Here is a 26,557-nt window from a genome sequence, read left to right as displayed (position 1 = left end):
ACCAGTCCAGGGGATTTGAGTGAGCAAGACTATCGCCAAGCGCAGCCGCAAGGTCAAGATTCTCGCAACGCTGGGTCCGGCCAGCAGCAGCGCCGAAATGATCGAAAGGCTGTTCCGGGCAGGGGCCGATGCCTTCCGCGTCAACATGAGCCATGGCGACCATGCTACCCACGCCGCGACGATCAATACCATCCGCCAGATCGAAACCAGACTGCAGCGGCCGATCACCATCCTGTGCGATTTGCAGGGTCCGAAATTGCGCGTCGGAACGTTCGAAGGCGGCAAGGCTTTCCTCAAGCACGGCCAGCACTTCACGCTCGATTCGAACCCCGCGCCGGGCAATGACGAGCGCGCATATCTGCCGCATAAGGAGATTTTCGCCGCGCTCGACAAGGGCCAGCGGCTGCTGATCGACGACGGCAAGATGGTGTTGCGCGTGCTGCGTCCCGGCGAGAGCGAAATCCTGTGCTCGGTCGAGGTCGGCGGCTTCATCTCGGACCGCAAGGGGCTGAACGTGCCCGACAGCCTGGTGCCCATGGCGGCGCTGACCGAGAAGGACCGCCGCGATCTGGCGTTCGCGCTCGAAATGGGCGCGGACTGGATCGCCTTGAGCTTCGTCCAGCGCCCCGATGACGTCGCCGAAGCACGCAGCCTGATCGGCGGACGCGCGGCACTGATCGCCAAGATCGAAAAGCCCGCCGCGCTGAATTCGCTCGAAGAGATCATCGAGCTTTCCGACGCAGTGATGGTCGCTCGCGGCGACCTTGGCGTCGAAATGGCGCCTGAAGAGGTGCCGGTGATGCAAAAGCGCATAGTCGAAACCGCGCGCCGTTCGGGCAAGCCGGTGGTGGTCGCGACGCAGATGCTCGAATCGATGATCACCAGCCCGTCGCCCACCCGCGCCGAAGTCTCGGACGTCGCCAACGCGGTGTATGATGGCGCCGACGCGGTGATGCTGTCGGCGGAAACCGCTGCTGGCGACTGGCCGGAGCTCGCCGTCGGCATGATGGACCGCATCGCCACCCAGGTGGAGGGCGACCCCGGCTATGCCGCGCGCGTGCACTTCATCGAGACCTTGCCCGATTCGACCACGGCTGATGCGCTGTCAGCGGCGTGCAGCGAGATTGCCAACACCGTGCGGGTGAGCGCGATCGTGTGCTTCACGCTGTCCGGCTCGACCGCGCGGCGCGTGTCGCGCGAGAGGCCGTCGGTGCCGGTGATGGTGCTGACCCCGTCGCGCGAGACCGCGCGCCGCGTCGGGCTGCTCTGGGGTGCCTATCCGGTGGTGACCCGCGACATCGGCAGCTTCGAGGAGATGATCGGCAAGGGCAAGCGCATGGCGTTGCGCCACGGCTTTGGCGAAGCCGGCGGTCGGATCATCACGCTGGCGGGCGTGCCTTTCGGCACCCCGGGATCGACCAATGTGTTGCACATCGTGACGCTGACCGGCGAGGAGCTCAAGGGCTACAAGGACTGATCAGCGAGCTGCAGGTGCCAAACATACCGCCGCTCTGCCCTGAAATCAGATCGTCGCGATGTTGAACACATCCCGAGCCGCCAGATCGGCATAGAGGGCAGGTGCATCGCGGAACAGGTGCCCCTGCAGGCCGCAGGCGATCGCGCCCTGGATGTTCGCCTCGCGGTCGTCGATGAACAGGGTGCGCGCTGGGTCGATGCCGAAGCGGTCGATGGCGAGGCGATAGATCGCAGCGTCGGGCTTTACCATCTTCTCGTCGCCCGAAACCACGATGTCCTGAAACAGGTCGAACACCGGTGCGGTGGGGCGGAACTTGCGCCACAGGTCGGACCCGAAATTGGTGATGCCGTAGATCGGCACTCCGCGCACCGCGAGTTCCTCGACCAGATCGATCATGCCCGGTACCGGCCCGGGGATCGTCTCCAGCCAGCGCGGCTCGTAGAGGCGGATCAGCGCGGCATGCTGCGGATACTCTGCGGCGAGTTCATCGATCATCGTAGCGATCGGGCGCCCCGCATCGTGCTGGTCATGCCAGTGGAGCGTGAGGACATTGCCGAGAAAATGGTCTAGCTCGGCCGGATCATCGATCAGCCTGGCGTAGAGGTTGCGGATGTCCCACTGGAACAGGACATTGCCGACGTCGAAGATGATGGTGTCGACCGGCTGCATCTGATCCCCCCTCGCGCACGCAAGCAAAAGGCCCCGGAGCCTGCCGGAGCCTTTGCATGAAAATCGCAGCTTCAAGACACGGCGCGGCCCGATGGGCGCGCCGCTGCCGGATCAGCCCTGGCGGGCCTTGAAGCGACGGTTGGTCTTGTTGATCACATAGGTGCGGCCGCGACGACGGATCACGCGGTTGTCGCGATGGCGATCCTTGAGCGACTTCAGCGAATTGCGAATCTTCATGACGTTCAGGCCCTTGATTGAAACTTCTGATGCAGCGAAAGCCCCTTGCGACCCCGCGTATGTCACGCGAATGCCGTGCTGGAGCTTCCATGCCGGAAAGCGGCGCGGATACGTGGCAGGGCAGGCAAAGTCAAGCATCGCTGCCGGGGATGGAACGGATTTTTATGCGCTTCATTGGTCATTCATCACAGGTTGCGTTAGGCAGCAACAATGCGGGCAAGGCTCGCTGAAACAGGAAAGGGCGCGAACATCATGGGCTTTTCATGCACATCCCGCAGCATTGCGGTCAGTATGGCCGCCGCCGCGGCGTTGCTGGCAGGTGCCTGCGTGTCGCCTGCCGGACCGGTTGAGGCCGTCCGCTTTGTTTCGCCCGACCGTGCAAGCGAACTTGGCCGCGGATCGATTCGCGTGACCGCAGGCGAGGGCATGGACGCGGGCTCGCTGGAATATCGCAGCTATGCCGCCGCGGTGGAGCGAGAGCTGGAACGCGTCGGCTATCAGGTGCTCCCGGTGGGAGCCGGCAGCGGCCGCGATGTGCAGACCGCGACGGTTCGCATCGAGCGGATGGTGCTCTCGCCCGCAGGGGGTGAGCGCAATCCCGTCAGCGTGGGTGTAGGGGGCGGGACCGGTGGATTCGGATCGGGTCTGGGCGTCGGCATCGGCATCAATCTGGGGGGACGGCCCAAGGACCGCATCGCCACCGAGCTGTTCGCCAACATCCGCTCGGGCGACGGCGTGGTGCTGTGGGAAGGGCGCGCCACGGTGGAAGCGAAGGCTGGAACGCCGATGGCCGAGACCCAGCTCAACGCCGCCAAACTTGCGCAGGGGCTGTTTACTGGGTTCCCCGGCGAATCCGGAGCGACTATCAAGGTCCCATGACCCAGACCAAAATTCCCAGCATTTCTTGCGCTTTCGATTCCGGTAACATCGTCGTCCAATCGGTTTCCCCGACGCCAACCGGCAAGTTTCGGGCCGAACTTGCGATTCGCAAGGACAAGGATTCGGACTTCTTCCAGTGGTTCCATTTCCGTGTGGCGGCACAGCCGGGTGATGAGCTCGAGCTGGTGATCACGGGTCTGAAGGATTCGGCCTATCCGGGCGGCTGGCCCGGATACCGGGCCTGCGTCAGCGAGGACCGCGATTTCTGGGGGCGGACGGATACTTCCTATGATGTCAATGCCGGCACGCTGACGATCCATTATCAGATGACCGGCGGGGTCGCCTGGTTCGCCTATTTCGCTCCCTATTCGATCGAACGGCACCATGATCTGGTCGCCGAGATCGCCAGCCGCGCCGGTGTGCGCCATCGCGAGCTTGGGCTCAGCATCGAAGGCCAGCCGATCGACTGCCTGGAAATGGGCGAAGGCCCTGTTCAGGTGTGGCTTTATGCCCGCCAGCACCCGGGCGAAAGCATGGCCGAATGGTGGATGGAAGGCGCGCTTGAAAAGCTCACCGATCCGGCTGACCCGCATGCGCGTCTGCTGCGCAGCAAGTGCACGCTGCACATCGTGCCCAACATGAACCCCGACGGCTCTGCACGCGGCCATCTGCGCACCAATGCCGCAGGGGTGAATCTCAACCGCGAGTGGCATGAGCCGAGCGCCGACCGCAGCCCCGAAGTGCTGTGCGTGCGCAATGCCATGGACGCAACCGGAGTTCACTGGGCGATGGACGTGCATGGCGACGAGGCCATCCCGCATGTGTTCATCGCGGGCTTTGACGGCATCCCTTCGTGGACCGAGGACCAGGGCACTCGCTACGAGCGCTATCGCGATCTGCTGGCCAGCCGCACGCCCGATTTCCAGACGAAGCAGGGCTATCCGCGCGCACATGCGGGCCGGGCCAATCTGTCGATGTCGACCAACCAGCTGGCCGAACGGTTCGGCGCTTCGCATGGCTGCGTGGCGATGACGCTGGAAATGCCGTTCAAGGACAATGACGACCTGCCCGATCCCGACCAGGGTTGGAGCCCGGAGCGTTCCAAGCTGCTGGCGCATGATTGCCTGGCGGTTCTGGCGGAAATGGTGGCGGGCTGAACGCCGTCCTTTGTTCATGGCCAAGCAAGGCGCGTTGAGGCATTCTTGGCATGGCCAGAACTTGAAGGACCGCCGCCATGCCGCTTCACCGTCGTCTGATCGCTGCCGGATTGTTCGCCACGGGAGCTGCGCTCTTCGCGCTGCAGCCGCTGGCGAACGCACAGGATGCCGCGCCCAAGAAATCGAAGGTCCCCGCCGCGGAGGTGGTCGGCGAGCCGGTGAGCTGCATCAACCTTTCGCAGATCCGGAGCACCCAGGTGCGCGACGATCGCACCATCGATTTCATCCTGTCGGGTGGCCGGGTGTATCGCAACCAGCTGCCCAACCAGTGCGGCAGCCTGGGCTTTGATCGCGCTTTCACCTATTCGACCTCGCTCACCCAGCTGTGCAATGTCGACATCATCACCGTGCTGCAGAACGTGGGCGGCGGGCTGATGCCTGGCGCCAGCTGCGGGCTGGGTGAATTCACTCCGGTCAAGCTGGTCAAGAAGGCGAAATAGCGGTCTGCCTCAGACGTCGTCGTCCGAGATCATTTCTCCGCGGTTGAGCTCGCCGGTCATCGCCGCGACGGTGACCGCGATGGCGGCATCGCCGGTGATGTTGGTGGTGGTGCGGATCATGTCCATGATGCGGTCGACGCCCGCCACCAGCGCGATCGTTTCCAGCGGAACGCCCACCGATCCGAACACCAGTGCCATCATGATCAGCCCGGCGCCCGGAATGCCCGCGGCACCCACCGCGCCCAGCGTCGATGTCACCGCGATCATCGCATAATCCCCCCAGCTGAGATCGACGCCGAAGATCTGCGCACCGAACAGCGTGGCTAGGCCCAGATACATCGCTGTACCGTTCATGTTGATCGTCGCGCCCAATGACACGACAAAGCTCGACACGCTGGGCGATACCCCCAGGTTGCGCTGGGTGCAGCGCAAGGTGACGGGCAGGGTGGCGTTGGATGACGCGGTGGAAAAGCTCACCGCAATGGCGTCGATCATGCCGCGGAAGAAATCGATCACCGGCAGCCGGGCGATGAACTTGATCATCGCCGAATACATGACCAGCATGATGATCGCGCATCCGATGTAATTGAGCGCCACCAATTTGGCGAGCGGGATCAGTCCCTCGAACCCGAACGTCCCTGCGACCCAGGCCATCAGGGCAAAGACGCCAAAGGGGGTCAGCTCCATCACCAGGATGGTGACCTTCTGCATGATGATCGCGCCGGAATCGAAGATCTTCGCGACCGGTTCGCCGTCCTTTTCCGCCATCAGGATGCCGATGCCGAGCAGCAGCGAGAACACGATCAGCGCCAGCACATCCATCGTCGCCATGGCTTCGACGACGTTCTCCGGCACCATCTTGAGGATCATCTCGGTTGCGGATGTCTGGGGCGGGGCAGGGGGCTGCGTCACCCCGGCGAGGCTGGCATCCACGCCCATTCCCGGCTTGGCCAAAGTGGCCATGGTGAGGCCCAGGATGACCGCCAGCTGGCCGGTGACGAGGAACAGCAGCATCGCGCGCCCACCGACCGCACCCAGCTTGCGCAGATCGCCGATCGAGGCCACGCCCGCCACCAGCGAGAAAAAGATCAGCGGAACGACCAGCATCTTGATCGCGCGGATGAACAGGTCACCGATCCACTTTATCGCGACCGCGCCTTCACCCCAGATGAGCCCGGTAATGACGCCGAGGATAAGGGCAGCGATAACGCGCTGCCAAAGCGGAATACGAAACCAGAAACCCAAAATGCTTCCTCTGCTCAACCAGAGCGCCCGACGCTAGACATCGCAGGCAGTCACCGCAAGCGCAGCAGCACCTCAGCTCAGCGCAACGATGGCAAAGCAGGTCGCGAGGCCAACCCCGATGGTGAGCGGAATGCCGGCCTTGAAGAAGTCGGTGAAACGATATCCGCCGGCAGCATAGACGAGGGTGTTGGTCTGATAGCCGATCGGGGTGGCAAAGCTCGCCGACGCGGCGAACATCACCGCAATCACCAGCGGGCGCGGATCGATGCCAAGGTCCATACCCAGCTTGATGACGATGGGCGTGACGATGATCGCGACGGCATTGTTGGTGATGATCTCGGTCAGCAGCACCGAAAGGACATAGACCGCGAACACCACCGCCCAGACCGGAACATCGTCCAGATACGGCGCGAGCGCATCGACGACGATGTTGACGCTGCCTGCCTGCTCGAGCCCCAGCCCGACCGCGAGCATGCCGAAAATCAGCACCAGCACATTGCCGTCGATCGAACCCCACGCCTCTTCGGCATCGATGCAGCGCGCGATGAGGATGAAGCCGACCGCGAGGATCGCGGCCACCTCGATCGCGACGACGTTGAACGCCGAGAGCAGCACGACGGCGGCCAGCGCACCGATCGCCAGCGGCGCCTTGTCGCGGCGAAAGGCCCGCGCGCTGGTGCTGGCAACGCCGAACAGATTGGGGTTCTCGTACATCCGCGCGATGTCCGCCTTCGACCCGGTCACCACCAATTTGTCGGCGGCATGGATCTTGGCGTTGGGCAGATCGGAACGGGGCAGGTTGCGAAAACGGCTGAGGCCCAGGATGCGCACGTTGAGCATCGACAGGAAGGGGATGTCGTACAACCGGTTGCCGATGCTGGGATGGCTGGGCGCGACCATCGCCTCCACCACCACTTCGCCCATCGCGCCGACATCGCCTTTGCGCACAATGCCGACCTTGAAGTCGGCGCTTTTGCGCAGCGACATCAGTTCGGGCAGCTCGGTGCGGATGACCAGGATGTCGTCCGGTTGGAGGATCTCGGCCGCGAGGTTGTGCCGGATATAGCGGCCGTCGCGCTTGATCGCGGTGACCGCTATTTTGGATCGCTTGGCGATCGCAGTTTCAGAGAGGGATTTGCCGCGCATCGTCGAGGCATTGCGGATGGTGAGTTCGGTGAGGAACAATTCGTCGCTGGTGCTACCGGCCAGTCCATCGTCGCCCTTTGGCAGAAGCCACGAGCTGAACGCCGCCAGCATGATCATGCCGGCCACGCCCGCGATCAGGCCATAAGGTGTGATCTCGAAGATGCCGAAGGGCGCGAGCCCGTTGCCGCGCGCTACCGAATCGACGATGAGGTTGGTCGAGGTGCCGATCAGCGTGGTGGTGCCGCCCAGGATGCAGACAAAGCTCAACGGGATGAGCAGCTTCTTGGCCGAATAGCCGGTCGCTTGCGCAAGCTTGAGGATGATCGGGATCATCACCACCACCACCGGCGTGTTGTTCATGAAGGCCGAGGCGACGTAGACGCCCAGGAACATCTCGCCCACCGCCAACCGAGGATATTTGCCCGCCCGTCGGATGATCGCGCCGGCGATCGCGTCGATCGTGCCGGTGCGCAGCAGCGCGCCCGACAGGATGAACATCGCCCCGATGGTGATCGGCGCGCTGTTCGAGAAGACCGAAAACAGCTGCTTGGAATCGATGATGCCCAGGAACAGGAACGAGCATGCGCCCAGGATCGCAATCACCGCGGCGGGGAAGCGTTCCATAACAAAGCCGACGAACATCAGCCCCAGGATGACAAGACCGATCTGGGCCTGCCAAGTTTCAATGAACAGGCGGATGTCTTCCATCGGCTGTGTGGTCCCCCTTCACCACGTCACTCGATCACGCTTTACCCACTCTTGAGTTCCCGTGTCAGCCTCAAACTCGCGCGCCAGAACAGAAAGGCGGGGATCAGGCCCAGCCAGGCTGCGCCATAAAGCACCCAGCGGACACTGTCGGCGCCTGCCAGCGGCTGGAAGGCATCGGACATCACGCCGAACAGCAACGGGCCCAGGCCCAGCCCGATCAGGTTCTGCGAAAACAGCATGACCGATGCGGCCACCGCGCGCAGTTCAGGCCGCACCAGCCCCTGGACGCAGGCATAGACCGGGCCGTAATACATGATGTTCATCGCGGTCGGCAGGATCAGCAACGCCAATGCTACGCGCCAGTCGCTGGCGGAATAGGCGAGGAAAAGCATGGGTGCAGCCACCGCAATGGCGATGGCGGGACCGGTGAGCATATGCTTGCGATCGCGCTTGCCGAAGTGATCTGCCAGCTTGCCGCCGCCCCAGGTGCCGATCATGCTCGCCACACCCAGCGAGACGCCGAGGTACAGGCCCGTCTCCCCGGGGGTGAGCCCGAAATTGCGGATGAACAGCACCGAGACCCAGACGGTCTTGCCGTAGGACAGGAAGGCGATCAGCCCGCCTGCCAGGCACAGCAGCACGAAGCACCGCGATGTCGCCAGCTCGCGCAGCGCTTCGCCCACCGGCACCTGCACCTTGGCTTTGGGCATCCGGTCCCCGGCAACCATGCCGACCCGGCGCGGTTCCTTCATCAGGAACGGCACAAGCACCGCCAGCACAAGGCCCGGAAGGCCCACGGCCATGAAGGCGGTGCGCCAGCCATAGGCATCGGCGAGACCGCCGCCGATCACCATCCCCAGCAGCGATCCGATGGGGATGCCGAGGCCATAGAACGCGATCGCGGATGAACGTTTCTCCGGTGGCACGCTGTCGCTGATCAGCGAGTGCGCAGCAGGCGTGCACCCGGCTTCGCCAACGCCCACGCCGACGCGCGCCAGAAGCAGTTGCGGAAAGGTGCGCGCCGCGCCGCAGGCCATCGTCATCGCCGACCAGATCGCCACCGACCATGCGATCAGCGACACCCGGTTGGTGGTGCTGCGGTCGGCATAGCGCGCAATCGGAATGCCAAGCAGCGTGTAGAACAACGCAAAGGCGAGCCCGGTCATCAGCCCCAGTTGCGTGTCGCTCAGCCCGAAATCGCGTTTGATCGGCTCGGCCAGGATCGAGACGATCTGCCGGTCGAGGAAATTGAAGATGTAGATGATCATCAGCGTCCACAGCATCGTGCGGGGCATGGCGGTGTAGGTCGGGGCAGTGGCGGCAGGCGCTGCGGTTACGGCCAATCCGGCCGGCGGCAGGGTATCTCCTGCGCCTGTGCGGGTTACGGTCATTCTCTCTCCTGTCGCGCCGCTTGGCGCCCCTGCGGGCGTGCGGCTGCTGTTGGAGGGATGCTAGACCCAGAACCGTTGGGGTGGCAATCGCTGTTCGACGAATTGTGACGTTTACGTCAACGGGAGGGTGTCAGACCCGCCACAATCAGCCGCATTGCGCGCGGTGCAGCAGCTTCTGGTCGGCAAGAACCAGCGCCACCATCGCTTCGACCACCGGAGTGCCGCGGATGCCGACGCACGGGTCGTGGCGGCCCTTGGTGACGATCTCGCTGGCGTCGCCATCACGGGTGATTGTCTCGACCGGGGTCAGGATCGAGCTGGTCGGCTTGAAGGCGACGCGCACCACCACTGGCTGGCCTGTCGAGATGCCGCCTGCAATGCCGCCGGCATGGTTAGCGAGGAATTCGGGATCGCCATCGGCGCCGGGGCGCATCGGGTCGGCATTGCGCTCGCCGCTCAGCCGCGCGGCGGCAAAGCCGTCGCCGATTTCGACGCCCTTGACCGCGTTGATCGACATGCACGCGGCGGCCAGCTCGCTGTCGAGCTTGGCATAGAGCGGCGCGCCCCAGCCGGCAGGAACGCCGGTGGCCACGCATTCGACCACGGCGCCCAGCGAGCTGCCCGATTTGCGCGCGGCATCGACCTTCGCTTCCCAGCGCTTTGCAGCTTCGGGGTCGGGGCAGAAGAACGGGTTGCGGGCGATCTCGGCGGCGTCGAAGCGGGCAGGGTCGATGCTGTCGCCGCCCAGTTCGGCGACATAGGCGACCAAAGTCACTTCGGGGATCACCAGCCGCGCAACCCCGCCTGCCGCCACCCGCGCCGCAGTCTCGCGCGCGCTCGACCGGCCACCGCCGCGATAATCGCGAAATCCGTATTTCCGGTCATAGGCGTAATCGGCATGGCCGGGGCGATAGGCCTTGGCGACCTCGCTATAGTCCTTGGAGCGCTGGTCGACATTCTCGATCATCAGCGAGATCGGGGTGCCGGTGGTGCGGCCTTCGAACACGCCCGAGAGGATCCGAACCGCATCGGGCTCCTGCCGCTGTGTGGTGAAGCGCGAGGTGCCGGGGCGCCGCGCATCGAGGAAGGGCTGGATGTCGGCTTCGCTGAGGGTCAGCCCCGGCGGGCACCCATCCACCACCGCGCCCAGCGCAGGGCCATGGCTTTCCCCCCAGGTGGTGAAGCGAAAAACGCGGCCAAAGGTGTTGAAGCTCATGGGTAAGTCCGTTCAGGCACAGGATGATTTCCCGCGCTTTGCGGGATTGCGGCTGCACTGTCCAGATAGACGTTTTCGGTGCGTCGGTGCGGTCAGCCTATGCCGCGCGCGACGAGGGCCGCGTCATGTCACCCCGTCCCGCAATCAGGCCTGCAACGGAAATATCCTCATCAATCTCTTCCCAATGCAGCCCGGCAGGGGACAGCGTAACCGCTGCCCGCTGTTCTGGCGTCGCGTCGAGCAAACGGGGAAACCACGCCAGTGGCACTCCGATGGTGCGTCCATCAGACAGATTAACCCACAGGGTGTCCTCATCGCACCGGGCGGATGTCGGGCTAATAGAAATATCCATGCCAGGCCCTTTCGATCTGACTGCGCTTTGCCCGTACGACCATCATGGCAAAGGCCAGATCGCGCCGGTTGAGGCCGCGATTGTATGCCACCGTCACATCATCGCCAACCCAGAACTTCGCTTCGCCATCGCCATTGCTGACATGAACATGGCAAGGCTCTAGCGGACTGCCTTCGTCCGAATAGAAGAAATAGCGAAACCCGCGATCTCTCAGGACGGTTGGCACTGCCTCACTGATCCAGCGCGATATCCGGGGCGTCTTCTTGCTTCATGCCGACGACGTGATAGCCGGCATCGACATGATGGGTTTCGCCGGTGACGCCCGAGGACAGGTGCGAGCACAGATAGAGGCCAGCGCCGCCGACATCCTCGATCGTGACGTTGCGGCGCATCGGGGCGTTGTATTCGTTCCACTTGAGGATGTAGCGGAAATCGCCGATGCCGCTCGCCGCCAGCGTCTTGATCGGGCCTGCGGAGATCGCGTTGACGCGGATATTCTCAGGCCCCAGATCGTTGGCGAGATACTTTACGCTCGCCTCCAGCGCGGCCTTGGCGACACCCATCACGTTGTAATGCGGGATGACCTTTTCGGCGCCGTAATAGCTCAAGGTCACGATTGATCCGCCATTGGGCATCATCGGCCGGGCGCGCTTGGCAACCGCGACCAGCGAATAGGCCGAGATGTTCATCGTCATCAGGAAGTTTTCGAGGCTGGTGTCGACATACAGTCCGCGCAGCTCGTTCTTGTCCGAAAATCCGATCGCGTGGACGACGAAGTCGATCGTCGGCCAGCGTGTCGCCAGCGTGGCGAAAGCGCTGTCGAGCGCGTCCATGTCCGACACGTCGCATTCGAAGGTGAAATCGCTGCCCAGTTCAGCCGCGAGCGGGATGACCCGCTTGCCCAGCGCTTCGCCCTGATAGGAAAAGGCCAGCTCTGCGCCCTGCGCGGCAAGCTGCTGCGCAATGCCCCAGGCCAGCGACTTGTTGTTGGCCAGGCCCATGATCAGGCCGCGTTTGCCCTGCATCAAACCGTTCATGGAGATATCCTTATTCAATAGCTGTTGCTTGCGACACACCGCCGCGCGCGCGCGCGATGGCCGCGTTGAGTTCGGCCCCGATTACCATAGCAAGGCCGATGAGAAAGAAGAAAATGAGGCTGACCATCACGCCTGCAAGGCTGCCATAAGTGAGGTCGTAGTCGGCAAAATTGCTGAGGAAAAACGGCAGCACCGAAAGGCTCACCATCCACCAGATGCTGATGAACAGCGGGCCCGGCCAGATCGGGTGGCCTGCGCGGCGATAGACCGTCGGGGTGAGCATTCCGAACACCAGATACAGCATGCCGAGCAGCACCAGAAAGGTGAACAGCTGGCTGAAGGCGACCAGCGACAGCGCGTCTTCGGGAAAGCGGAAGCTGGCGGCGATCACTTCTGCCGCCCCCACCAGCACCACCTGCATGCTGAGCGCCAGCATGGTGGCGATCACCGCGATGATGATCAGTGCCATCGACCCCAGCCGGTAGCGCCAGAACGGCTTGTCCGAGGTGGCGCCATAAGCCCGGCGGATCAGCGAGCGGATCGTTTCGATCAGGCTGCCGGTGGTCCACAGCCCGACGATCACCGCTAGCCACAGCAGCGGGCCGGTGCGCGCGCTCATCGCCGATTCCATCGGTGCTGCGATCACCGACGCGGTGCTGGGCGGAACCGCGGCGAGAAAGGCGTTGACCGCCTGCTGGCCGTATTCGCTGCGCCCGAACACTCCGCCCATCGCGGCGGCGACGATGAAAAACGGAAAGATGGTAAGCAGCGCCAGATACGCGAAATTGCCGGCAACCACCCCGCCATGGACAGCAACGTTGCCCACGACCTCGCGGACGATCTTCAGCGACTTGGCATAGGCGCGCCGGAAGTGGTGCGGGTTCAACAGATCGGTAAGCGGCATTGCTGGCTGACGGTTCAGGCTATCAGGCCTGAACGCGGGTCGTAATCGGCCTGCCAGCCCTCGACGAACTGCGCCAGCGCGGCATCGCCGCCCTCGGGCAGGCGGATCTGGAGCTCGATGATCTGGTCGCCGCGCACTCCGGTCTTGCCGTGAAAGCCCTTGCCCTTGAGGCGCATCTGCTGGCCCGACTGGCTGCCGGGCTTGATCTTCATCATCACTGCGCCATCGACAGTGGGCACGCGCACCTCGCCGCCGGCCACCGCTTCCTTGAGCGTGATCGGCAGATCGAGCCGGACATTGTCGCCATCGCGGCGGAAGAAGCGGTGGCTACGCACCTCGATGGTGACGATGCCGTCGCCCGCGCCACCGGGGCCGGGCTGGCCCTTGCCCGACAGGCGCATGTTGGTTCCGGTCTCGACGCCATTGGGGAGCTTGAGATCGATGGTCTTGCCATCGGCCAGCGTGATCCGCTGCGGCTTCAGCGCGGCGGCATCGGTGAAATCGACCGCCAGCTTGTAGGCGACATTGGCGCCCTTGGGCGCGCTGCTGCGGCCCGCGCCGCGATAGGTGCTGCCGCCCCCCAGACCGCCGAACAGCCCGTCGAAGATATCGGCAAAGTCGACGCCGTCATTGCCGAAGCCCGAAAAACCCGCATTCTCGTTCGCGCGGCCCTGCTGGCGAAATCCGCCGCGGCCGCCGCCAAATCCGAACGGCGCCGCCGGATTGCCGTCGATATCGATCTCGCCCCGATCGAACCGCGCGCGCTTGTCCTTGTCGGAAAGCAGGTCATAGGCGCGCGTCACTTCGGAAAAGCGCGCTGCGGCTGCTGCATTGTCCTTGTTGTAATCTGGGTGCAGTTCCTTGGCGAGCTTGCGGTACGCGCTCTTGATGTCCTTTTCGCTCGCGCCCTTGGACACGCCGAGAATTGCATAGGGATCAGCCATGAATGTGGTCGCCATCGTTGGTGAGAATGTCCATTGTTGCCGATTTACAACAATATCTGGGGTTGGGGCAGGGCTATTTTCAAGCCGGTATCAGATGAGCCGAGCGGCCGCGCAAAAAAATTGCCCGCAGCGCGATATACAGCGCCAGTCCGAATGGCCCAGCGGCAAAGGTGAAGAACAGGATCGGCGCCTGGATCAGCCGGCCTTTGAGCGTATCGAGCCCATGGGCGTCGGCGTTGCGCGCGATCCACAGCCCGACGAACAGGTCGAAAACGAGATAATGCACCCAGCCGATCGTCACTCCCGGGTCGCTCGAGAAGATGCTGCGCACGCCTTCGATCGACGCAAAGTTCGCGCCGCCGCCGGTCGGAACCGCCCCGGTCAGAACAAGCGTCAGCCCGGTGACATAGCCCAGCGCCAGCACCAGCAGCGGACCGAAGAAGACCGCGCGCATCACGATCTCTCGCCGGGGCCCCAGGATGAGCACCACCCAGGCGATCATCGCCAGCAGGTTGGCGACCCCGAAAATCTGCTCCCACATCGGATGCAAAGCCCTTTTGCAAAATCCTGTTCATCGCCAGCGCGTTGCGCGCTAAGACGCACCGACACCACTGCACTGTCTTATCTGATTAAGGCAGTCAATGAAACCGGCACCTTCAGGATGCAAGATTATGGCTGACAATCCCTTTGCACTGTTCGACGAATGGTATGGGCGCGCCCGCGAGACCGAGATCAACGACAGCAACGCCATGGCGCTCGCAACTGCCGATGCAGCCGGGTACCCCTCGGTGCGGATGGTGCTGCTCAAGGGGCACGGTCCCGACGGGTTCGTGTTCTACACCAATTACGAGGGCCGCAAGGGGGGCGAACTGCTCGCCAATCCGCAGGCCGCGCTGCTGTTTCACTGGAAATCGTTGCGCCGCCAGATCCGCATCGAAGGCCCGGTGGAGCCGGTCGACGATGCGACGGCCGATGCCTATTTCGCCAGCCGCTCGCGCGATTCGCAGCTGGGTGCCTGGGCATCCGACCAGTCGCGGCCACTGCCAGAGCGCGCCATCTTCGAGCAGCGCTTTGCCGAAGTGGAAGCGCGGTTCGCCGAAAGCCAGGTGCCGCGCCCGCCGCACTGGTCAGGATTTCGTGTCGTGCCGCAGCGCATCGAGTTCTGGGAGGATCGCGACCACCGGCTGCACCACCGCCGGGTGTTCACCCGCACTTCCACCGGCTGGGATGAAGGACTGCTGTACCCATGACCCAATCGCCCGCAACGCTGCCCTACTGCCATATCGATGCCTTTGCCGACCAGCCCTTCACCGGCAACCAGGCAGCGGTGATGCCTCTTGATGCCTGGCTCGACGATGCGGTGCTGCAGGCGATCGGTGAGGAGAACAACTTCGCCGAGACCGCGTTCATCGTGCCCAGCGACAGCGAGGATGCCGATTACGAGCTGCGCTGGTTCACGCCTGCGGTCGAGATCGCGATGTGCGGCCATGCGACGCTGGCATCGGGGCATTATGCCTTCGAGAACGGCTTTGCCGGTGACACGGTGCGGTTCGCCACGCGCAAAGCGGGCGTGCTGGTGGTGACACGCGACGGCGATCGGCTGGCGCTGTCGCTGCCTGCCTATGCGCCATCGCCGGCGCCGCTGCCCGACTGGACGTCGGCGCTTGGCGCGCTTCCGGCGGAATATCATGTCTATCCCGGCGATTATCACGTGCTGCTGTTCGACCATGCCGATGACGTGGTGGCGCTTGCGCCGGACATGAAGGCGCTGGCTGCGCTGGGCGATCACCAGTTCATCTGCACTGCGCCGGGCAAGGACACCGATGTGCTCAGCCGGGTGTTCGTGCCGGGGGCAGGGGTGGATGAGGACAGCGTCACGGGATCGGCGCACGCGGTGCTCACCCCGTTCTGGGCGGCACGGCTGGGGCGCAGCAGCTTCACCGCATTCCAGGCCAGCAAGCGCGGCGGCCTGCTGCACTGCACGCTCGACAGCGACCGCGCGGTGCTCGGCGGCCATTGCGTCACCGTGGTGACGGGGACGTTTCGGCTGCGCTGATCTCAAGTTTCTCCCCTCCCGCAGGCGGGAGGGGAGAGCGCTTATGTTCAGCCCATATTAAAGCCTATTTCGCCGCCACCTTCGCATCCCAGGTTGCCCAGTCGATTGACCGCCCCGGATAAGCAACCTTCGCGAACGGCCACTCCTTCGCCACCCACTCGGTCGCCCAGGCGTAAAGCTCCGCATCGAAGCCTGCATCGAACTCGGCCTTAGTGACCCACATCGTCACCACCGCGTCATATCCCGGAACATCGCTGGGATAGACATAGACGCAGCCGCGCTCGCGCTTGCCGTCGGGGGTCAGCACCGCATAGGCGAAGGACTCGCGCTTGGCGAACCGCGCCTGCTCGGTCTGCATGTCCTTCATCGCATCGGCGGCGGACACGTTGGCGTGCGGCCAGCTGGTGGAGCGGGTGAAGGTCGTCTGCAGGTGCTCGATCGAGGACATGTAGGCTGCGAAATCGATATCGACCAGTTCGGGGCCCAGCGGGACGACCTTGAACCCGGGCGCTTCGACCAGCGTCGGCACCTGGAAATCCGCCGCGACGAAAGGTGCATGCGATCCCGCCGGCACCGCTGCGTCCTGCGATGCCGTTTCCGCCAGCGCCGGATGGGCCGGCACCATCGTCACCATCACCATCGCTGCGATGGCAGCGCTCCGTTTGCTCCAGCCCATGCCGTGTCCCCCAGTTCCCAGTCCGGGGCGCAGTGTGCCAGACCGCGGCCGATCCGCCTATCCCCTGGGGAAGAGCGCCGCGATTTTGCCGAGCTGCGCCTTGACCGGGTCCAGTTCGTTGTCCTGCGTCTTGCCCAGCCGCACGATCGTCAGCCGCTGGCTGGGGCTGACGATGACGAACTGGCCCAGATGGCCCTGCGCCGCGAAGACGTCGCCGGGCAGCAGATCGGGATAGAGAATCTTGCGCTGCCCGGCGGCGTTCGGCTTGTTGAGCCAGATATGTCCGCCATAGGTAGGATTGTTGGGCGAGCTGGTGAGCATGAAATCGACCCAGCCGCGCGTCAGGAACTGGTTGCCCGCGATCGAGCCCTTGTTGCGCAGGAACTCGCCGAACTTCGCCCAGTCGCGCGCGTTGCCCTGGATGATCGATCCGCCGATCATCGTGCCCGAGGAATCGAACTCCGGGACCATCGAAGTGATGCCCAGAGGTTCGAACAGACGCCCGCGCATATAATCGAGCATGGCACGGCGGCGGACCTCGGGGTCCTTGCTGTCGGTCAGCTGCCGGGTGATGATGTCGCTGAGGATCACGGTGGTGTTGGTCGAATATTCGAACTTCGATCCGGGCTCGGCCTCCAGCGGTTGGCTGGCGGCGTAGCGCACCATGTCGTCGCGCCCGTCGAGGAACAGCATCCGCACCTCGTCCGATTCATAGGGTGGATCACCTGCCTCGGTATGCTGCAGCCCCGATGCCATGTGCAGCAGGTGCCGCAGCGTGATCGCGCCGCGTGGATCGCCAGGGCGCTGCCAGTCGGGCACCGGGGCGGGGGCATCGAGCGCCAGCCTGCCATCGGCGACCATCAGCCCGACCAGCACCGCGGTCACGCTCTTGGCCATCGACCAGCTGATGAAACGGGTGTCGCGGTCATAGCCCGGCGCATAACGCTCGGCGACGATCTCGCCGCCGCGCACGATCAGCAGCGCGCGGGTCTCTTCCATCTCGTCTTCGGCAAACAGCCGGTCGATCTCGGCATTCAGCGCTTCCGTCGACACGCCCGGTACCGCCGCGATCATCGTCTCGCCGCCGTCGGCGGCCTTGCTCTCGATGCCGTAAAGGCTGAAAGCGGTTGCGCCCAGAAGGCCGGTTGCGGCAAGGGCAAGGAGGATGCGGTGCTTCATGCGTGCTTCCATCAATCAGGCGGGGATCAATGGCAACTCGAAATATCAGCGCAATGCAGGGCGGCAGCGGGCGCGGCAGGGTCAAATGGGTGCTGCTGGCGCTGGCGCTGCTGCTGGTCGCGGCCATCATCTACGCTCTGCCCGCAATGCGCGCCTACAGCCAGACCGGCGCTGCCTATTCTGCGCGCGTGGTGTGCTCGTGCCGCTATATCGGGGGGCGCGGCCTCGACGATTGCGAGAAGGATTTCGAGCCGGGGATGGAGATCGTCAGCCTCAGCGAAGCCGGCAATGCCAAGCGAATCGATGCCACGGTTCCGCTGATGGCCAGCGAAAGCGCGGAATACCGCCAGGGCTGGGGCTGCGTGCTGATGACCGACAAGCAGCGCGAGGCAGTGCGCTGATCCGCAAAGGATCAGAAGCTCACTGTCATCTGGCCATAGGCATAGCGCGTATCGCCGAACCGCGGCGCATTGGGTGCAGTCTCCAGCAGCGCGCCACTGGTGAGCACCGCCGTGCCAGCCTCAAGCCGCAGTCTGTTCTCGACCAGCCAATGGCCAAGCCTGACCTCGATCATATGCCCTGCAAAGCGACCGGATGTGCCGGTCGGGTCGGCAGGGCCGGTGTTGCTGAACCGGTCGCGGCGGCTGTGCACCCAGATGGGTCGCCACAGCGCCATCACGTCCCAGCGCGGGGCGGGCGCGGTTTCCAGCCGCAGCCCCGGCGCGAGGATGTTGGTCCGCGCCAGCGCGCCGAAAATCCCGCTGGGTCCGAATTCCCAGCGGCGCGCGCCGAACAGCGTGTCGAACCGCGTGAAGCTCGCGCTGCGCGGATCATCCCCGCTGGCGATATCGAACAGCGCCGAAATCCGCGGATGCCCCGGCAGGTCGGGACTGAAGCCAAGCTCTGCATGCGCAAAGAACGCGCGGACATCCTGGCGGGGCGCTCCCGGCGCGATCGACTGGCGGATGCTGCCGGTCTGCACCGCGCCCTCCATGTCGATATCCCAGCTCCCCGCCTGCGGCGCGCGATGCAGCCGCGCACCTGCGGTGAGCAACTGGCGGTTGCGGTTGGGGCCGTTGTCGCCGTCGCGCTCGTTCAGGCGGAAGATGTTGGCCTGCAGCGTGATGCCGCCGAACAGGTCGGGGCGGGTGTAATGCGCCCCCCAGAAGGCAAGGTCGAAGCTCTCGCGGTCCCAGCGCACCCGGTTGTCGATCAGCGCCGCCCGGTCGGAGGGCAGCCGAGTGTGCGGCAGCGTATAGAAGGCGGTCAGCGTGTCGCCGCTGCGCCCGTGCCAGTCCAGCCGCAGCCCGGTGAAGCTGTTGGTGGTGTTGCGGAACGCGTTGCGCGCCGCCAGCCTGCGCGAACCCAGATTGAGATGCAGCCGCCCCGCGGTGATCTCGACCGGGCCGTCGCGATAGGCGATCGAGGCGCGGCTGAGCTCCATCGCGTCGACCTCGCTGGTGCTGACGGCGCCGGGTGCATCGATCCAATAGCCCCGCGCATCGATCAACTCGGCGGACAGGTGCCAGTGCCCGCTGCGATAATCTAGGGCGATCGCGGTCTGGGTTGTGAGGGCATCGTCGCGCGGGGGCAAAGCGGGGCGGTACTGGCCCTCGAGCATTTCATAGCGGACGCGCACGGTGCCCGAGATGGTCAGGCCGTCCTCTGCGGGCGCCTGCGCACACACCGGGGAGGCCAGCCCAGCTACCGCTGTCATCATCAAGGCTGGCAATATGCGCACACTCGTCCCCTGATGACCGGGATAGCCCAACTGGCGTGGATTGTTGAGAGCGAACCGCTTCAGGCGGCGAGTGCGGGCTCGACCGGCTCGGTGCTGGCGATCCAGCCGCCGCCGAGCACGCGGGTGCCGGCATAGAGCACCGCTGCCTGTCCCGGCGCAACGCCGTATTCGGGTCGCAGGAACACCAGCCGCCGGTCGGCACCGGTGCCCTCGATGCGCGCGGACGCGGGCTTGGCCAGCGAGCGTACCTTGACCTCCATCGGCCCTTCATAGGCGCCGCCGATCCAGTTCATGTCGACGATCTGCGCAGCCCGGGTCGCCAGCGCTTCGCGCGGGCCGACGACGACGCGCCGCGTCGCGGCATCGAGCTTCACGACATACAACGGCTCAGGCTGGCCGCCGATCTCGAGCCCTTTGCGCTGGCCGATGGTGAAATGGATCAGCCCCTTGTGCTCGCCCAGCACGCGGCCGTCGATGTGCACGATCGTCCCGCCGGTGTCGGCATCGGGGCGGACCTTGCGCACCACCGAGGCATAATCGCCATCGGGGACGAAACAGATGTCCTGGCTGTCGGGCTTGGCCGCATTGATCAGCCCCATCTGCTGCGCCAGCGCGCGCACCTGGGGCTTGGGCAGATCGCCTAGCGGGAAGCGCAGGAAATCCATCTGCGCATCGGTGGTCGCGAACAGGAAATAGCTCTGGTCGCGCGCCGGATCGAGCGCGCGGTGCAGTTCGGAGCGGCCATCGCTACCCGTCATGCGACGGACGTAGTGGCCGGTGGCGAGGCAATCGGCCCCCAGATCGCGCGCCATCTGCAGCAGGTCGGTGAACTTCACCCCCATGTTGCACTGGATGCAGGGGATCGGGGTGCGTCCCGCCATATACTCGTCCGCAAACCGCTCGACCACGGATTCGCGGAAGCGGCTTTCATGGTCGAACACGTAATGCGATATGCCGAGGCCATCGGCGACCGCGCGCGCATCGCGGATATCCTGCCCGGCACAGCACGATCCTGCGCGCTTGACCGCTGCGCCATGATCATAAAGCTGCAGTGTGATGCCGATCGTTTCCGCGCCGGTTGCCGCGGCCAGCCCTGCGACCACCGACGAATCGACTCCGCCCGACATGGCCACGACGATTCGCCGGGCCTTCATATCGCCGTTCAGCTGGAAATCGGGGGTGGGAAGAGCGTTCATGGGGCATCATGTAGCGGTCGCGGCAGCTTTCTGCCACCCCGCACCGGCAAAATTTTGCCGGTTCCTTTCGGCTTCGAAATGGCGGAAATCCGGGGCTCTCCCCCCGCTGGTCATGCCGAATTAACCAAGGCTAATCAGCGATGAAGGCAGCTTTTACCTGCTCTTACGGATTGGTTGGTAGACGGCTCAACATGGAAATGAACTTCCCCCACGACACGCCCATTCCGGTCAGCAGCGCTGCGATCAGCCTGCGTCGGCTGGATATGGACATCCTGCGCGTGCTGGCCTTTGCGCCGGTGATGGCGCGCAGGCATGGCCGACTGGCGGAGCCTGCTGCACGTCCCCGCAAGGATGCGCTGATGGCGCTGTTTGCCGGTACCGGCAGTGCCGACCATGTTGCCAGGGGAAGCTTCAATCCGCACTTTGCCGTGGCGCTCGACCGGTTCGGCGTGGCGCAGCAGCAAGGTGAAACTGACGTTTACCATTCTGCTTCAGTCAATCGCAAAGCCGCTCGGTTACTCCGTTCCCACGCACCCCTTTTTACAAATCAGGCCTTTTGAGGACATGATGATCGAGAATCAGAAAATCAAACCAGCACAGGTCATCGGTCCGCTCGGCGAGCCGCTGACGCTGGACAATCTGCCGGCCCCCGGCACGAAGCGCTGGGTGGTTCGTCGCAAGGCCGAGGTCGTGGCTGCCGTTAATGGCGGGCTGCTGACCATCGACGAGGTGTGCGAGCGTTACGATCTGACGCTGGAAGAATTCGCCTCGTGGCAGCGGGCTGTCGACCGGTCGGGCATGCCCGGCCTCAGGGTGACCCGTATCCAGCATTACCGCGATCTGTACGAGCGCCAGCAGCGCTACTGACACCGGCCGGGTAACCGCAAACGAGAAAGGGGTGCGATCCATGCCGGATCGCACCCCTTTCTTGTTTGCGGTTCCTGCCCCGTCGGGGGCAGGAAATCCGACGCCTTAGCTATCGGCTGCGGCTGCTTCGACATCGCCCGATTCCGCCGCCTTGCGACGCGGAGCTGCGCGGCGCTTGGGCTTGGCGGCTTCGGACTCGGCAGAGGCTGTCTCGGGCGCGGCACCGATGGCGGGCGGCAGGATCATCGGATCCAGGCCGTTGCCTTCTGATGCTTCGACAGCGCGGGGCGGACGACCGCGGCCGCGACGCGGCGGTGCCTGGTCGCCATCGCTCGATGCTGCGGGCGAGGGCGCCTGCGAAGCATCGTCGCGCGGCTGCGGGCGCAGCGTCCGTTCGTTGCGCTGGCGCGACGGACGCTCGCCGCCGGTATCGTCGTTGCGGTTGGCATCGCGATTGGTGTCGCGCTGGTCGGGACGGTCCTCGCGCGGACGCCGTTCCCGCCGTGCGTCGTTTTGACGGCCTTCGTTTTGACGCCCTTCGTTCTGGCGGTTGTCGTTTTGACGGCCCTCACTCTGGCGGCCTTCGTTCTGACGCCCCTCGTTCTGACGGTTCACCGGACGGATGTTGCCACGGTTGTCGTCGTCGCCTTCGTCCTGATCGTCATCCTGATTGCCGCGCGACTGTTCGTCGGCGTGATCGAGCGAAGAGGTGTAGCCGCGCTGGCTGTTGCCCTGGCCGGGATAGCCACCGTTGTCGTCATCGTCATCGGCGTAATCGCCGCCGGCATCGCGGCCCTGGTCCTCGCGCGGACGACGATATTCGTCCTGCCGGGCGCGGTTGTCGGCGAGCACGCGGAAATAGTGATCGGCAAACTGCAGATAATATTCGGTGGCCACGCGGTCACCGTTCATCTGCGCATCGTGCGCCATCTTCTTGTATTTTTCGAGCATCTGGGTGGCATTGCCACGCGCCCGGCTGTCGATCCGGTTGCCCTGGTCCATGCCACCGCTCCGGCCAGTGGGCTGCGGACGGTTATTGCCACGGCCGCGACGACGGCTCGTTCCACGATTGTTGTTCAATTTAGACGCTTCCTTATCAGTCGCAAATTGCCTGCGTGTCCTCTGCGCGCCCGTGCAGCCCGACACCCTGTGGTGCGCGGCGCGTCCCAAGCCTTTCATCCGCTTTGAGTGGCCTTGATAGCTGCCCTAATAAGATGACTGGGGTCAGCAAGCGTGACGGGCCATCTGCCAACGTCACCTGCCTTGCTGTACGGGTGGTAGCGGGTAGCCAATGCCTTGCCAAGCGAAATATCAATCCGGCCTTCCGGGACGCAATATCAGTGCGCGGTCGTGTCCGGCGAGGTCCTGTCGGCAATCCACGGCAAAGCCGCTTGCGGTTGCCAGCGCAGCAACATCCTCCCGCTGGCCCGCGCCGATCTCGAGGATCGCGATGCCTTGCGGCGCAAGCAGTGCGGGGAGCGCAGGGATGAGGATGCGATAATCATCCAGACCGTCTTCGCCTGCAAACAGCGCGCAGTGCGGCTCGTGTTCCATCACCTGCGGCGCGAGCATGGCCGTGGTCTCCACATAAGGCGGGTTGCAAACGATCAGGTCGAACGGGGCAGGCAGCGCGTCCCACCAGCCGGGCTGGCGCCAGTCGCCGGGTAGCATCCGGGCGCGATCGCCAGAGCCGAGCGTGCTGGCATTCGACTGCGCGATGGCCAGCGCGTCGGCGCTGGCATCGACGCCGACGCCCTGCGCGTCTGGCCACTGCGCGAGCGCCGCGAGCAACAGCGCGCCCGATCCGGTACCAAGGTCAAGGATTCGCGCTGGTGGCCGCTCGGTCAGGGCACTGATCGCCGCCTCGATCAGCGTCTCGCTGTCGGCGCGCGGGATCAGCACCGCCGGCGTTACCTTGAGCGTCAGCGTCCAGAAGTCCTGCCTTCCGGTGATATACGCCACGGGCTCATGCGCCGAGCGGCGGGCGATCAACGCGGCGAATGCAGCTGGAACGTCATCGCGCATTCGCTTCAGCAGCAATGTGCTGCGTGAGATGCCGAAGGTGTGCGCCATCAGCAGTTCGGCATCGAGCCGCGGGGTGTCGGAGACGCGAGCCAGCGTCTGCGTTGCCTCGCGCAGTGCCTCTGCGATGGTCATCACCAACCCCGCTCAGCCTGAGCCTGTCGAAGGCCGCGCACCCACGCCGGCCGTATAGCGGTGCCTTCGACAAGCTCAGGCTGAGCGGAGGTTTGACAGGGCGTACGGCATTGACCGGTCCTCAGCTGAATCAGTGATGTCTGCCTGTAGCGCAAAGGCCCACCGGCAGCGCAGCGATGACCCATCACCCCGCCATCTCCATGTTGGCAAGCCGGCTCGCCTGGTCCTGCGCGGTAAGCGCGTCGATCAGTTCGCTCAGCCCCGCACCCGCCAGGATCTCGTCGAGCCTGTGCAATGTCAGGTTGATGCGGTGGTCGGTCACCCGGCCTTGCGGGAAATTGTAGGTGCGGATGCGTTCGGACCGGTCGCCCGATCCGACCATCGACTTGCGCGCATCGGCCTCGGTCGCGGCGGCCTTGCTGCGCTCGAGCTCATAGAGCCGTGCGCCCAGGACCTTGAGCGCCTTGGCCTTGTTCTTGTGCTGCGACTTTTCGTCCTGCTGCGTCACGACAAGACCAGAGGGCAGGTGGGTGATGCGCACCGCGCTGTCTGTGGTGTTGACGTGCTGCCCGCCCGATCCCGACGCGCGATAGACATCGATGCGCAGGTCGTTGTCGTTGATCTGGATATCGACCGCTTCGGGCTCGGGGAGCACCGCGACGGTGGCCGCTGACGTATGGATCCGCCCCCCGCTTTCGGTCACCGGCACGCGCTGCACTCGGTGGACGCCGCTTTCGTATTTCAGCTTGGCGAACACGCCCGCGCCGTTGACCGAGGCGATGACCTCCTTGAAGCCGCCGACATCCGAAGCGCTGGCCGACATGATCTCGATCCGCCAGCCCTGCTCTTCGGCAAAGCGCGAATACATCCGCAACAGGTCGCCCGCGAACAGCGCGGCCTCATCGCCGCCCGTGCCTGCGCGGATTTCGAGCATCGCCGGGCGCATGTCGGCGCTATCGCGCGGCAGCAGCTGGATGGCCAGTTGCTGTTCGGCTGCGGGCAGGCGTTCGCGCAGGTCCTGCGCTTCCTCGGCGGCCATCTCGATGATCTCGGGCTCGGACTCGGGCGCGGCGATCAGGCCCTGGAGCACTTCCAGCTCGGCGCGCAGCCGACGCACCTCGCCCGCCGCGCGCGCGACCGGCTCGAGCTCGGCATAGTCCTTCGAGGTGCGCACGAACTCCTCGCCATCGAGCGCCCCCGACGCCATCCGCGCCTGCAGCTCCTGATACCGCGCCTCGATCTGCGCGATGCGTTCGGGCGAGATGCGGGTCATGGCAGACGCTCGCAATCTTCGTCATCCTGAACTTGTTTCAGGACCCATCGTGCCCCATCCATCCAACACGCGGGGGGAGAAACGGGCCCTGAAACACGTTCAGGGGGGCGACGAAAGGTGGGGGAAGGCGAGGCAGGGGGCATCAGTTGCTGGCGCTACTCTGCAGCAGCGCGGCAACCCTTGCGTGCAGTTCGCTGTCCGGCGCAGCCTTGATGTTCGCTTTGGCTGCCGCGCCATCGTGCTGGAAGGAAATCAGCAGGCTGGCGTTGATCTTTGCCGCCTTGTCATAGCGCTTGCGCGGCGAGCCGGTGGCGATCATGTCGCTCGAAATGCCGTGGTTGCGCAAGGTGGCCTGCGCCGACGTGGCATCGGCGAGCGCGCGGTCGTCCTCCAGCGCGATGATGACATCGAGCCCGCCGCCAAGCACGGCATCGTCACACAGCATCGCCAGCCGCTCGATGCCCGCAGCCCATCCAACCGCAGGCGTGTGAGGCCCGCCGAGGTTCTCGATCAGCCCGTCATAGCGCCCGCCGCCGAGCACCGTACCCTGCGCGCCCAGCCGGTCGGTGACGAACTCGAACGCGGTGTGGCGATAGTAATCGAGCCCGCGCACAAGTCGCGCATTGCGCGTCCAGGCGACACCCGCGGCGTCGAGGCCGTTCGTCACGCTTTCGAAGAAAGCACCCGCCTCGTCGGTGAGATAGGCGTCGATATCGGGCGCGCTGTCGGCGATGGGGCGGTCCTGCGCTTCCTTGCTGTCGAGGATGCGCAAGGGGTTGCGCTCGAGACGATCCTGCGAATCCTTCGAGAGATCGCCGCTATGTGCGCGGAAATGCTCGATCAGCGCGGCACGCCAGGCATCGCGGCTGGCGGCATCGCCCAAAGTGTTGAGCTGCAGCGTCACACCTTCGGTGATGCCAAGCTCGCGCAGGATCTGGTCGGCCATCACCAGCAGTTCGACGTCTGCTTGTGGTTCGGCCGCACCGATGATCTCGGCGTCGATCTGGTGGAACTGGCGATAGCGGCCCTTTTGCGGGCGCTCATAGCGGAATAGCGGACCGTGCGTCGCAAGCTTGAGCGGCGCATATTGCTGCCAGCCGTTGGTGAGGTACGCGCGCGCGAGGCCCGCGGTGAATTCAGGCCGAAGGGTCAGCGAATCGCCGCCCTTGTCGTCGAACGAGTACATTTCCTTGCTGACGACATCGGTGGTTTCGCCGAGCGATCGGGCGAACACTGCGGTCGCCTCGAACACCGGCATCTCGACCCGGCGGAAGTTGTAGAGACGGCGCACGCGATCGAACGTATCGACGACATGGCCGAACCGCTCCTGGTCCTGCCCGAAGATGTCCTGCGTCCCGCGGATCGCGCCTGGTGTTGTAATTTTGCCCATATTTCGCCGCCATTAGCGACTTTTTGGTCGGACGCCAAACAGGCGGGTGCATTTTTTTGGGACAGGGGGTTATGGTGGCGGCCATAACCGAAAATCCTCCCCTGCAAGGGGAGGGGGACCGCGCAGCGGTGGAGGGGTGCCCCCCCCTCGCAGCCGTGGA

At 64.7% G+C, this 26,557-nt stretch carries 29 protein-coding genes; 9 read left to right on the top strand and 20 right to left on the bottom strand.

The features are described from left to right. The first annotated feature begins 19 nt into the window (after positions 1 to 19). Positions 20 to 1,477 carry a pyruvate kinase gene (gene pyk / locus IP68_RS07690; protein ID WP_054134401.1) on the top strand — a complete coding sequence of 486 codons (1,458 nt, stop codon included), beginning with the start codon at positions 20 to 22 and terminating at the stop codon, positions 1,475 to 1,477. Positions 1,478 to 1,522: 45 nt separating this feature from the next. Here the strand turns inward: pyk and IP68_RS07685 are convergent, their stop codons facing one another. Continuing rightward, positions 1,523 to 2,146: an HAD family phosphatase gene (locus IP68_RS07685; protein WP_054134400.1), complete on the bottom strand. Its 624-nt coding sequence runs from the start codon at positions 2,144 to 2,146 to the stop codon at positions 1,523 to 1,525. Between the two features lie 111 nt (positions 2,147 to 2,257). Then, positions 2,258 to 2,383: a type B 50S ribosomal protein L36 gene (ykgO, locus tag IP68_RS07680; protein ID WP_003046794.1), complete on the bottom strand. Its 126-nt coding sequence runs from the start codon at positions 2,381 to 2,383 to the stop codon at positions 2,258 to 2,260. Between the two features lie 291 nt (positions 2,384 to 2,674). On the opposite strand from ykgO, the gene IP68_RS07675 reads away from it, so the two are divergent. From IP68_RS07675 to IP68_RS07665, 3 genes are all read left to right on the top strand, one after another. Then, the gene (locus IP68_RS07675; RefSeq protein ID WP_054134399.1) at positions 2,675 to 3,262 is read left to right on the top strand and encodes a hypothetical protein; all 588 of its coding nucleotides are present in this window, start codon (positions 2,675 to 2,677) and stop codon (positions 3,260 to 3,262) included. After that, a complete protein-coding gene (locus IP68_RS07670) occupies positions 3,259 to 4,419 on the top strand; it encodes a M14-type cytosolic carboxypeptidase (RefSeq protein ID WP_054134398.1) in 1,161 nt (386 codons plus the stop codon). Before IP68_RS07675 ends, IP68_RS07670 begins: the two co-directional genes overlap by 4 nt. 77 nt (positions 4,420 to 4,496) lie before the next feature. Then, complete coding sequence (locus tag IP68_RS07665) at positions 4,497 to 4,919, top strand: hypothetical protein (RefSeq protein WP_197275755.1); 423 nt, start codon at positions 4,497 to 4,499, stop codon at positions 4,917 to 4,919. Between the two features lie 9 nt (positions 4,920 to 4,928). Here the strand turns inward: IP68_RS07665 and IP68_RS07660 are convergent, their stop codons facing one another. The 10 genes from IP68_RS07660 to IP68_RS07620 form a co-directional block, all read right to left on the bottom strand. Next, complete coding sequence (locus IP68_RS07660; RefSeq protein WP_054134511.1) at positions 4,929 to 6,167, bottom strand: dicarboxylate/amino acid:cation symporter; 1,239 nt, start codon at positions 6,165 to 6,167, stop codon at positions 4,929 to 4,931. A 69-nt stretch (positions 6,168 to 6,236) separates the two neighbouring features. Beyond that, positions 6,237 to 8,018, bottom strand: coding sequence for an SLC13 family permease (locus tag IP68_RS07655; RefSeq protein ID WP_054134397.1), 1,782 nt, complete (start codon positions 8,016 to 8,018; stop codon positions 6,237 to 6,239). Between the two features lie 41 nt (positions 8,019 to 8,059). Next, complete coding sequence (locus IP68_RS07650; RefSeq protein ID WP_082382209.1) at positions 8,060 to 9,409, bottom strand: MFS transporter; 1,350 nt, start codon at positions 9,407 to 9,409, stop codon at positions 8,060 to 8,062. Positions 9,410 to 9,554: 145 nt separating this feature from the next. Next, the gene (aroC, locus tag IP68_RS07645; RefSeq protein ID WP_054134396.1) at positions 9,555 to 10,625 is read right to left on the bottom strand and encodes a chorismate synthase; all 1,071 of its coding nucleotides are present in this window, start codon (positions 10,623 to 10,625) and stop codon (positions 9,555 to 9,557) included. 97 nt (positions 10,626 to 10,722) lie between these two features. Beyond that, entirely contained in the window at positions 10,723 to 10,977 is a 255-nt protein-coding gene (locus IP68_RS19735; protein WP_197275754.1) for a DUF2442 domain-containing protein, read from the bottom strand. Then, positions 10,961 to 11,203: a DUF4160 domain-containing protein gene (locus tag IP68_RS07640; RefSeq protein WP_054134395.1), complete on the bottom strand. Its 243-nt coding sequence runs from the start codon at positions 11,201 to 11,203 to the stop codon at positions 10,961 to 10,963. The genes IP68_RS19735 and IP68_RS07640 overlap by 17 nt, the downstream gene beginning before the upstream one ends. Before the next feature lie 4 nt (positions 11,204 to 11,207). After that, entirely contained in the window at positions 11,208 to 12,014 is an 807-nt protein-coding gene (gene fabI / locus IP68_RS07635; RefSeq protein WP_054134394.1) for an enoyl-ACP reductase FabI, read from the bottom strand. 10 nt (positions 12,015 to 12,024) lie between these two features. Further along, on the bottom strand, positions 12,025 to 12,918 hold the full coding sequence (locus IP68_RS07630) for a YihY/virulence factor BrkB family protein (protein ID WP_054134393.1): 894 nt from the start codon (positions 12,916 to 12,918) through the stop codon (positions 12,025 to 12,027). A gap of 14 nt (positions 12,919 to 12,932) precedes the next feature. Then, on the bottom strand, positions 12,933 to 13,862 hold the full coding sequence (locus IP68_RS07625) for a DnaJ C-terminal domain-containing protein (RefSeq protein ID WP_054134509.1): 930 nt from the start codon (positions 13,860 to 13,862) through the stop codon (positions 12,933 to 12,935). A gap of 79 nt (positions 13,863 to 13,941) precedes the next feature. Continuing rightward, positions 13,942 to 14,403, bottom strand: a complete 462-nt coding sequence (locus IP68_RS07620) for an ABA4-like family protein (protein ID WP_054134392.1) — start codon at positions 14,401 to 14,403, stop codon at positions 13,942 to 13,944. 130 nt (positions 14,404 to 14,533) lie between these two features. Between IP68_RS07620 and pdxH the strand changes: the two genes are divergently transcribed. Next, positions 14,534 to 15,112 carry a pyridoxamine 5'-phosphate oxidase gene (gene pdxH / locus IP68_RS07615; RefSeq protein ID WP_054134391.1) on the top strand — a complete coding sequence of 193 codons (579 nt, stop codon included), beginning with the start codon at positions 14,534 to 14,536 and terminating at the stop codon, positions 15,110 to 15,112. Further along, positions 15,109 to 15,918, top strand: coding sequence for a PhzF family phenazine biosynthesis protein (locus IP68_RS07610; RefSeq protein ID WP_054134390.1), 810 nt, complete (start codon positions 15,109 to 15,111; stop codon positions 15,916 to 15,918). The genes pdxH and IP68_RS07610 overlap by 4 nt, the downstream gene beginning before the upstream one ends. A gap of 64 nt (positions 15,919 to 15,982) precedes the next feature. Here the strand turns inward: IP68_RS07610 and IP68_RS07605 are convergent, their stop codons facing one another. Together IP68_RS07605 and IP68_RS07600 are read right to left on the bottom strand one after the other, a co-directional pair. Further along, positions 15,983 to 16,594, bottom strand: a complete 612-nt coding sequence (locus IP68_RS07605) for a hypothetical protein (protein WP_054134389.1) — start codon at positions 16,592 to 16,594, stop codon at positions 15,983 to 15,985. A 57-nt stretch (positions 16,595 to 16,651) separates the two neighbouring features. Continuing rightward, positions 16,652 to 17,773: a serine hydrolase gene (locus tag IP68_RS07600; protein ID WP_082382208.1), complete on the bottom strand. Its 1,122-nt coding sequence runs from the start codon at positions 17,771 to 17,773 to the stop codon at positions 16,652 to 16,654. 29 nt (positions 17,774 to 17,802) lie between these two features. Between IP68_RS07600 and IP68_RS07595 the strand changes: the two genes are divergently transcribed. Next, positions 17,803 to 18,174, top strand: a complete 372-nt coding sequence (locus IP68_RS07595) for a hypothetical protein (RefSeq protein WP_231683803.1) — start codon at positions 17,803 to 17,805, stop codon at positions 18,172 to 18,174. Between the two features lie 11 nt (positions 18,175 to 18,185). Here IP68_RS07595 and IP68_RS07590 read toward each other — a convergent pair whose 3' ends face one another. Both IP68_RS07590 and mnmA read right to left on the bottom strand, forming a co-directional pair. Continuing rightward, positions 18,186 to 19,490, bottom strand: a complete 1,305-nt coding sequence (locus tag IP68_RS07590) for an alginate export family protein (protein ID WP_197275753.1) — start codon at positions 19,488 to 19,490, stop codon at positions 18,186 to 18,188. Positions 19,491 to 19,573: 83 nt separating this feature from the next. Then, entirely contained in the window at positions 19,574 to 20,710 is a 1,137-nt protein-coding gene (mnmA, locus tag IP68_RS07585) for a tRNA 2-thiouridine(34) synthase MnmA (RefSeq protein WP_054134385.1), read from the bottom strand. A gap of 140 nt (positions 20,711 to 20,850) precedes the next feature. Here mnmA and IP68_RS07580 point away from each other — a divergent pair, with 140 nt between their 5' ends. Together IP68_RS07580 and IP68_RS07575 are read left to right on the top strand one after the other, a co-directional pair. Next, positions 20,851 to 21,270 (top strand): hypothetical protein, encoded by a 420-nt coding sequence (locus tag IP68_RS07580; RefSeq protein WP_156317981.1) that lies wholly within the window; start codon positions 20,851 to 20,853, stop codon positions 21,268 to 21,270. 7 nt (positions 21,271 to 21,277) lie between these two features. Then, on the top strand, positions 21,278 to 21,577 hold the full coding sequence (locus tag IP68_RS07575; RefSeq protein ID WP_017670538.1) for a DUF1153 domain-containing protein: 300 nt from the start codon (positions 21,278 to 21,280) through the stop codon (positions 21,575 to 21,577). 105 nt (positions 21,578 to 21,682) lie between these two features. On the opposite strand, the gene IP68_RS07570 is transcribed toward IP68_RS07575, so the two are convergent. From IP68_RS07570 to hisS, 4 genes are all read right to left on the bottom strand, one after another. After that, the gene (locus IP68_RS07570) at positions 21,683 to 22,756 is read right to left on the bottom strand and encodes a DUF4167 domain-containing protein (protein WP_082382206.1); all 1,074 of its coding nucleotides are present in this window, start codon (positions 22,754 to 22,756) and stop codon (positions 21,683 to 21,685) included. Positions 22,757 to 22,888: 132 nt separating this feature from the next. Continuing rightward, entirely contained in the window at positions 22,889 to 23,734 is an 846-nt protein-coding gene (gene prmC / locus IP68_RS07565) for a peptide chain release factor N(5)-glutamine methyltransferase (protein ID WP_054134382.1), read from the bottom strand. A gap of 184 nt (positions 23,735 to 23,918) precedes the next feature. Beyond that, entirely contained in the window at positions 23,919 to 25,007 is a 1,089-nt protein-coding gene (gene prfA / locus IP68_RS07560) for a peptide chain release factor 1 (protein ID WP_054134381.1), read from the bottom strand. 142 nt (positions 25,008 to 25,149) lie between these two features. Next, a complete protein-coding gene (gene hisS / locus IP68_RS07555) occupies positions 25,150 to 26,397 on the bottom strand; it encodes a histidine--tRNA ligase (RefSeq protein ID WP_054134380.1) in 1,248 nt (415 codons plus the stop codon). Positions 26,398 to 26,557: the final 160 nt, after the last annotated feature.

Source organism: Blastomonas sp. AAP25 (assembly GCF_001295965.1).
GTDB lineage: Bacteria > Pseudomonadota > Alphaproteobacteria > Sphingomonadales > Sphingomonadaceae > Blastomonas > Blastomonas fulva.
This window is presented reverse-complemented; position numbering and strand designations above follow the sequence as displayed.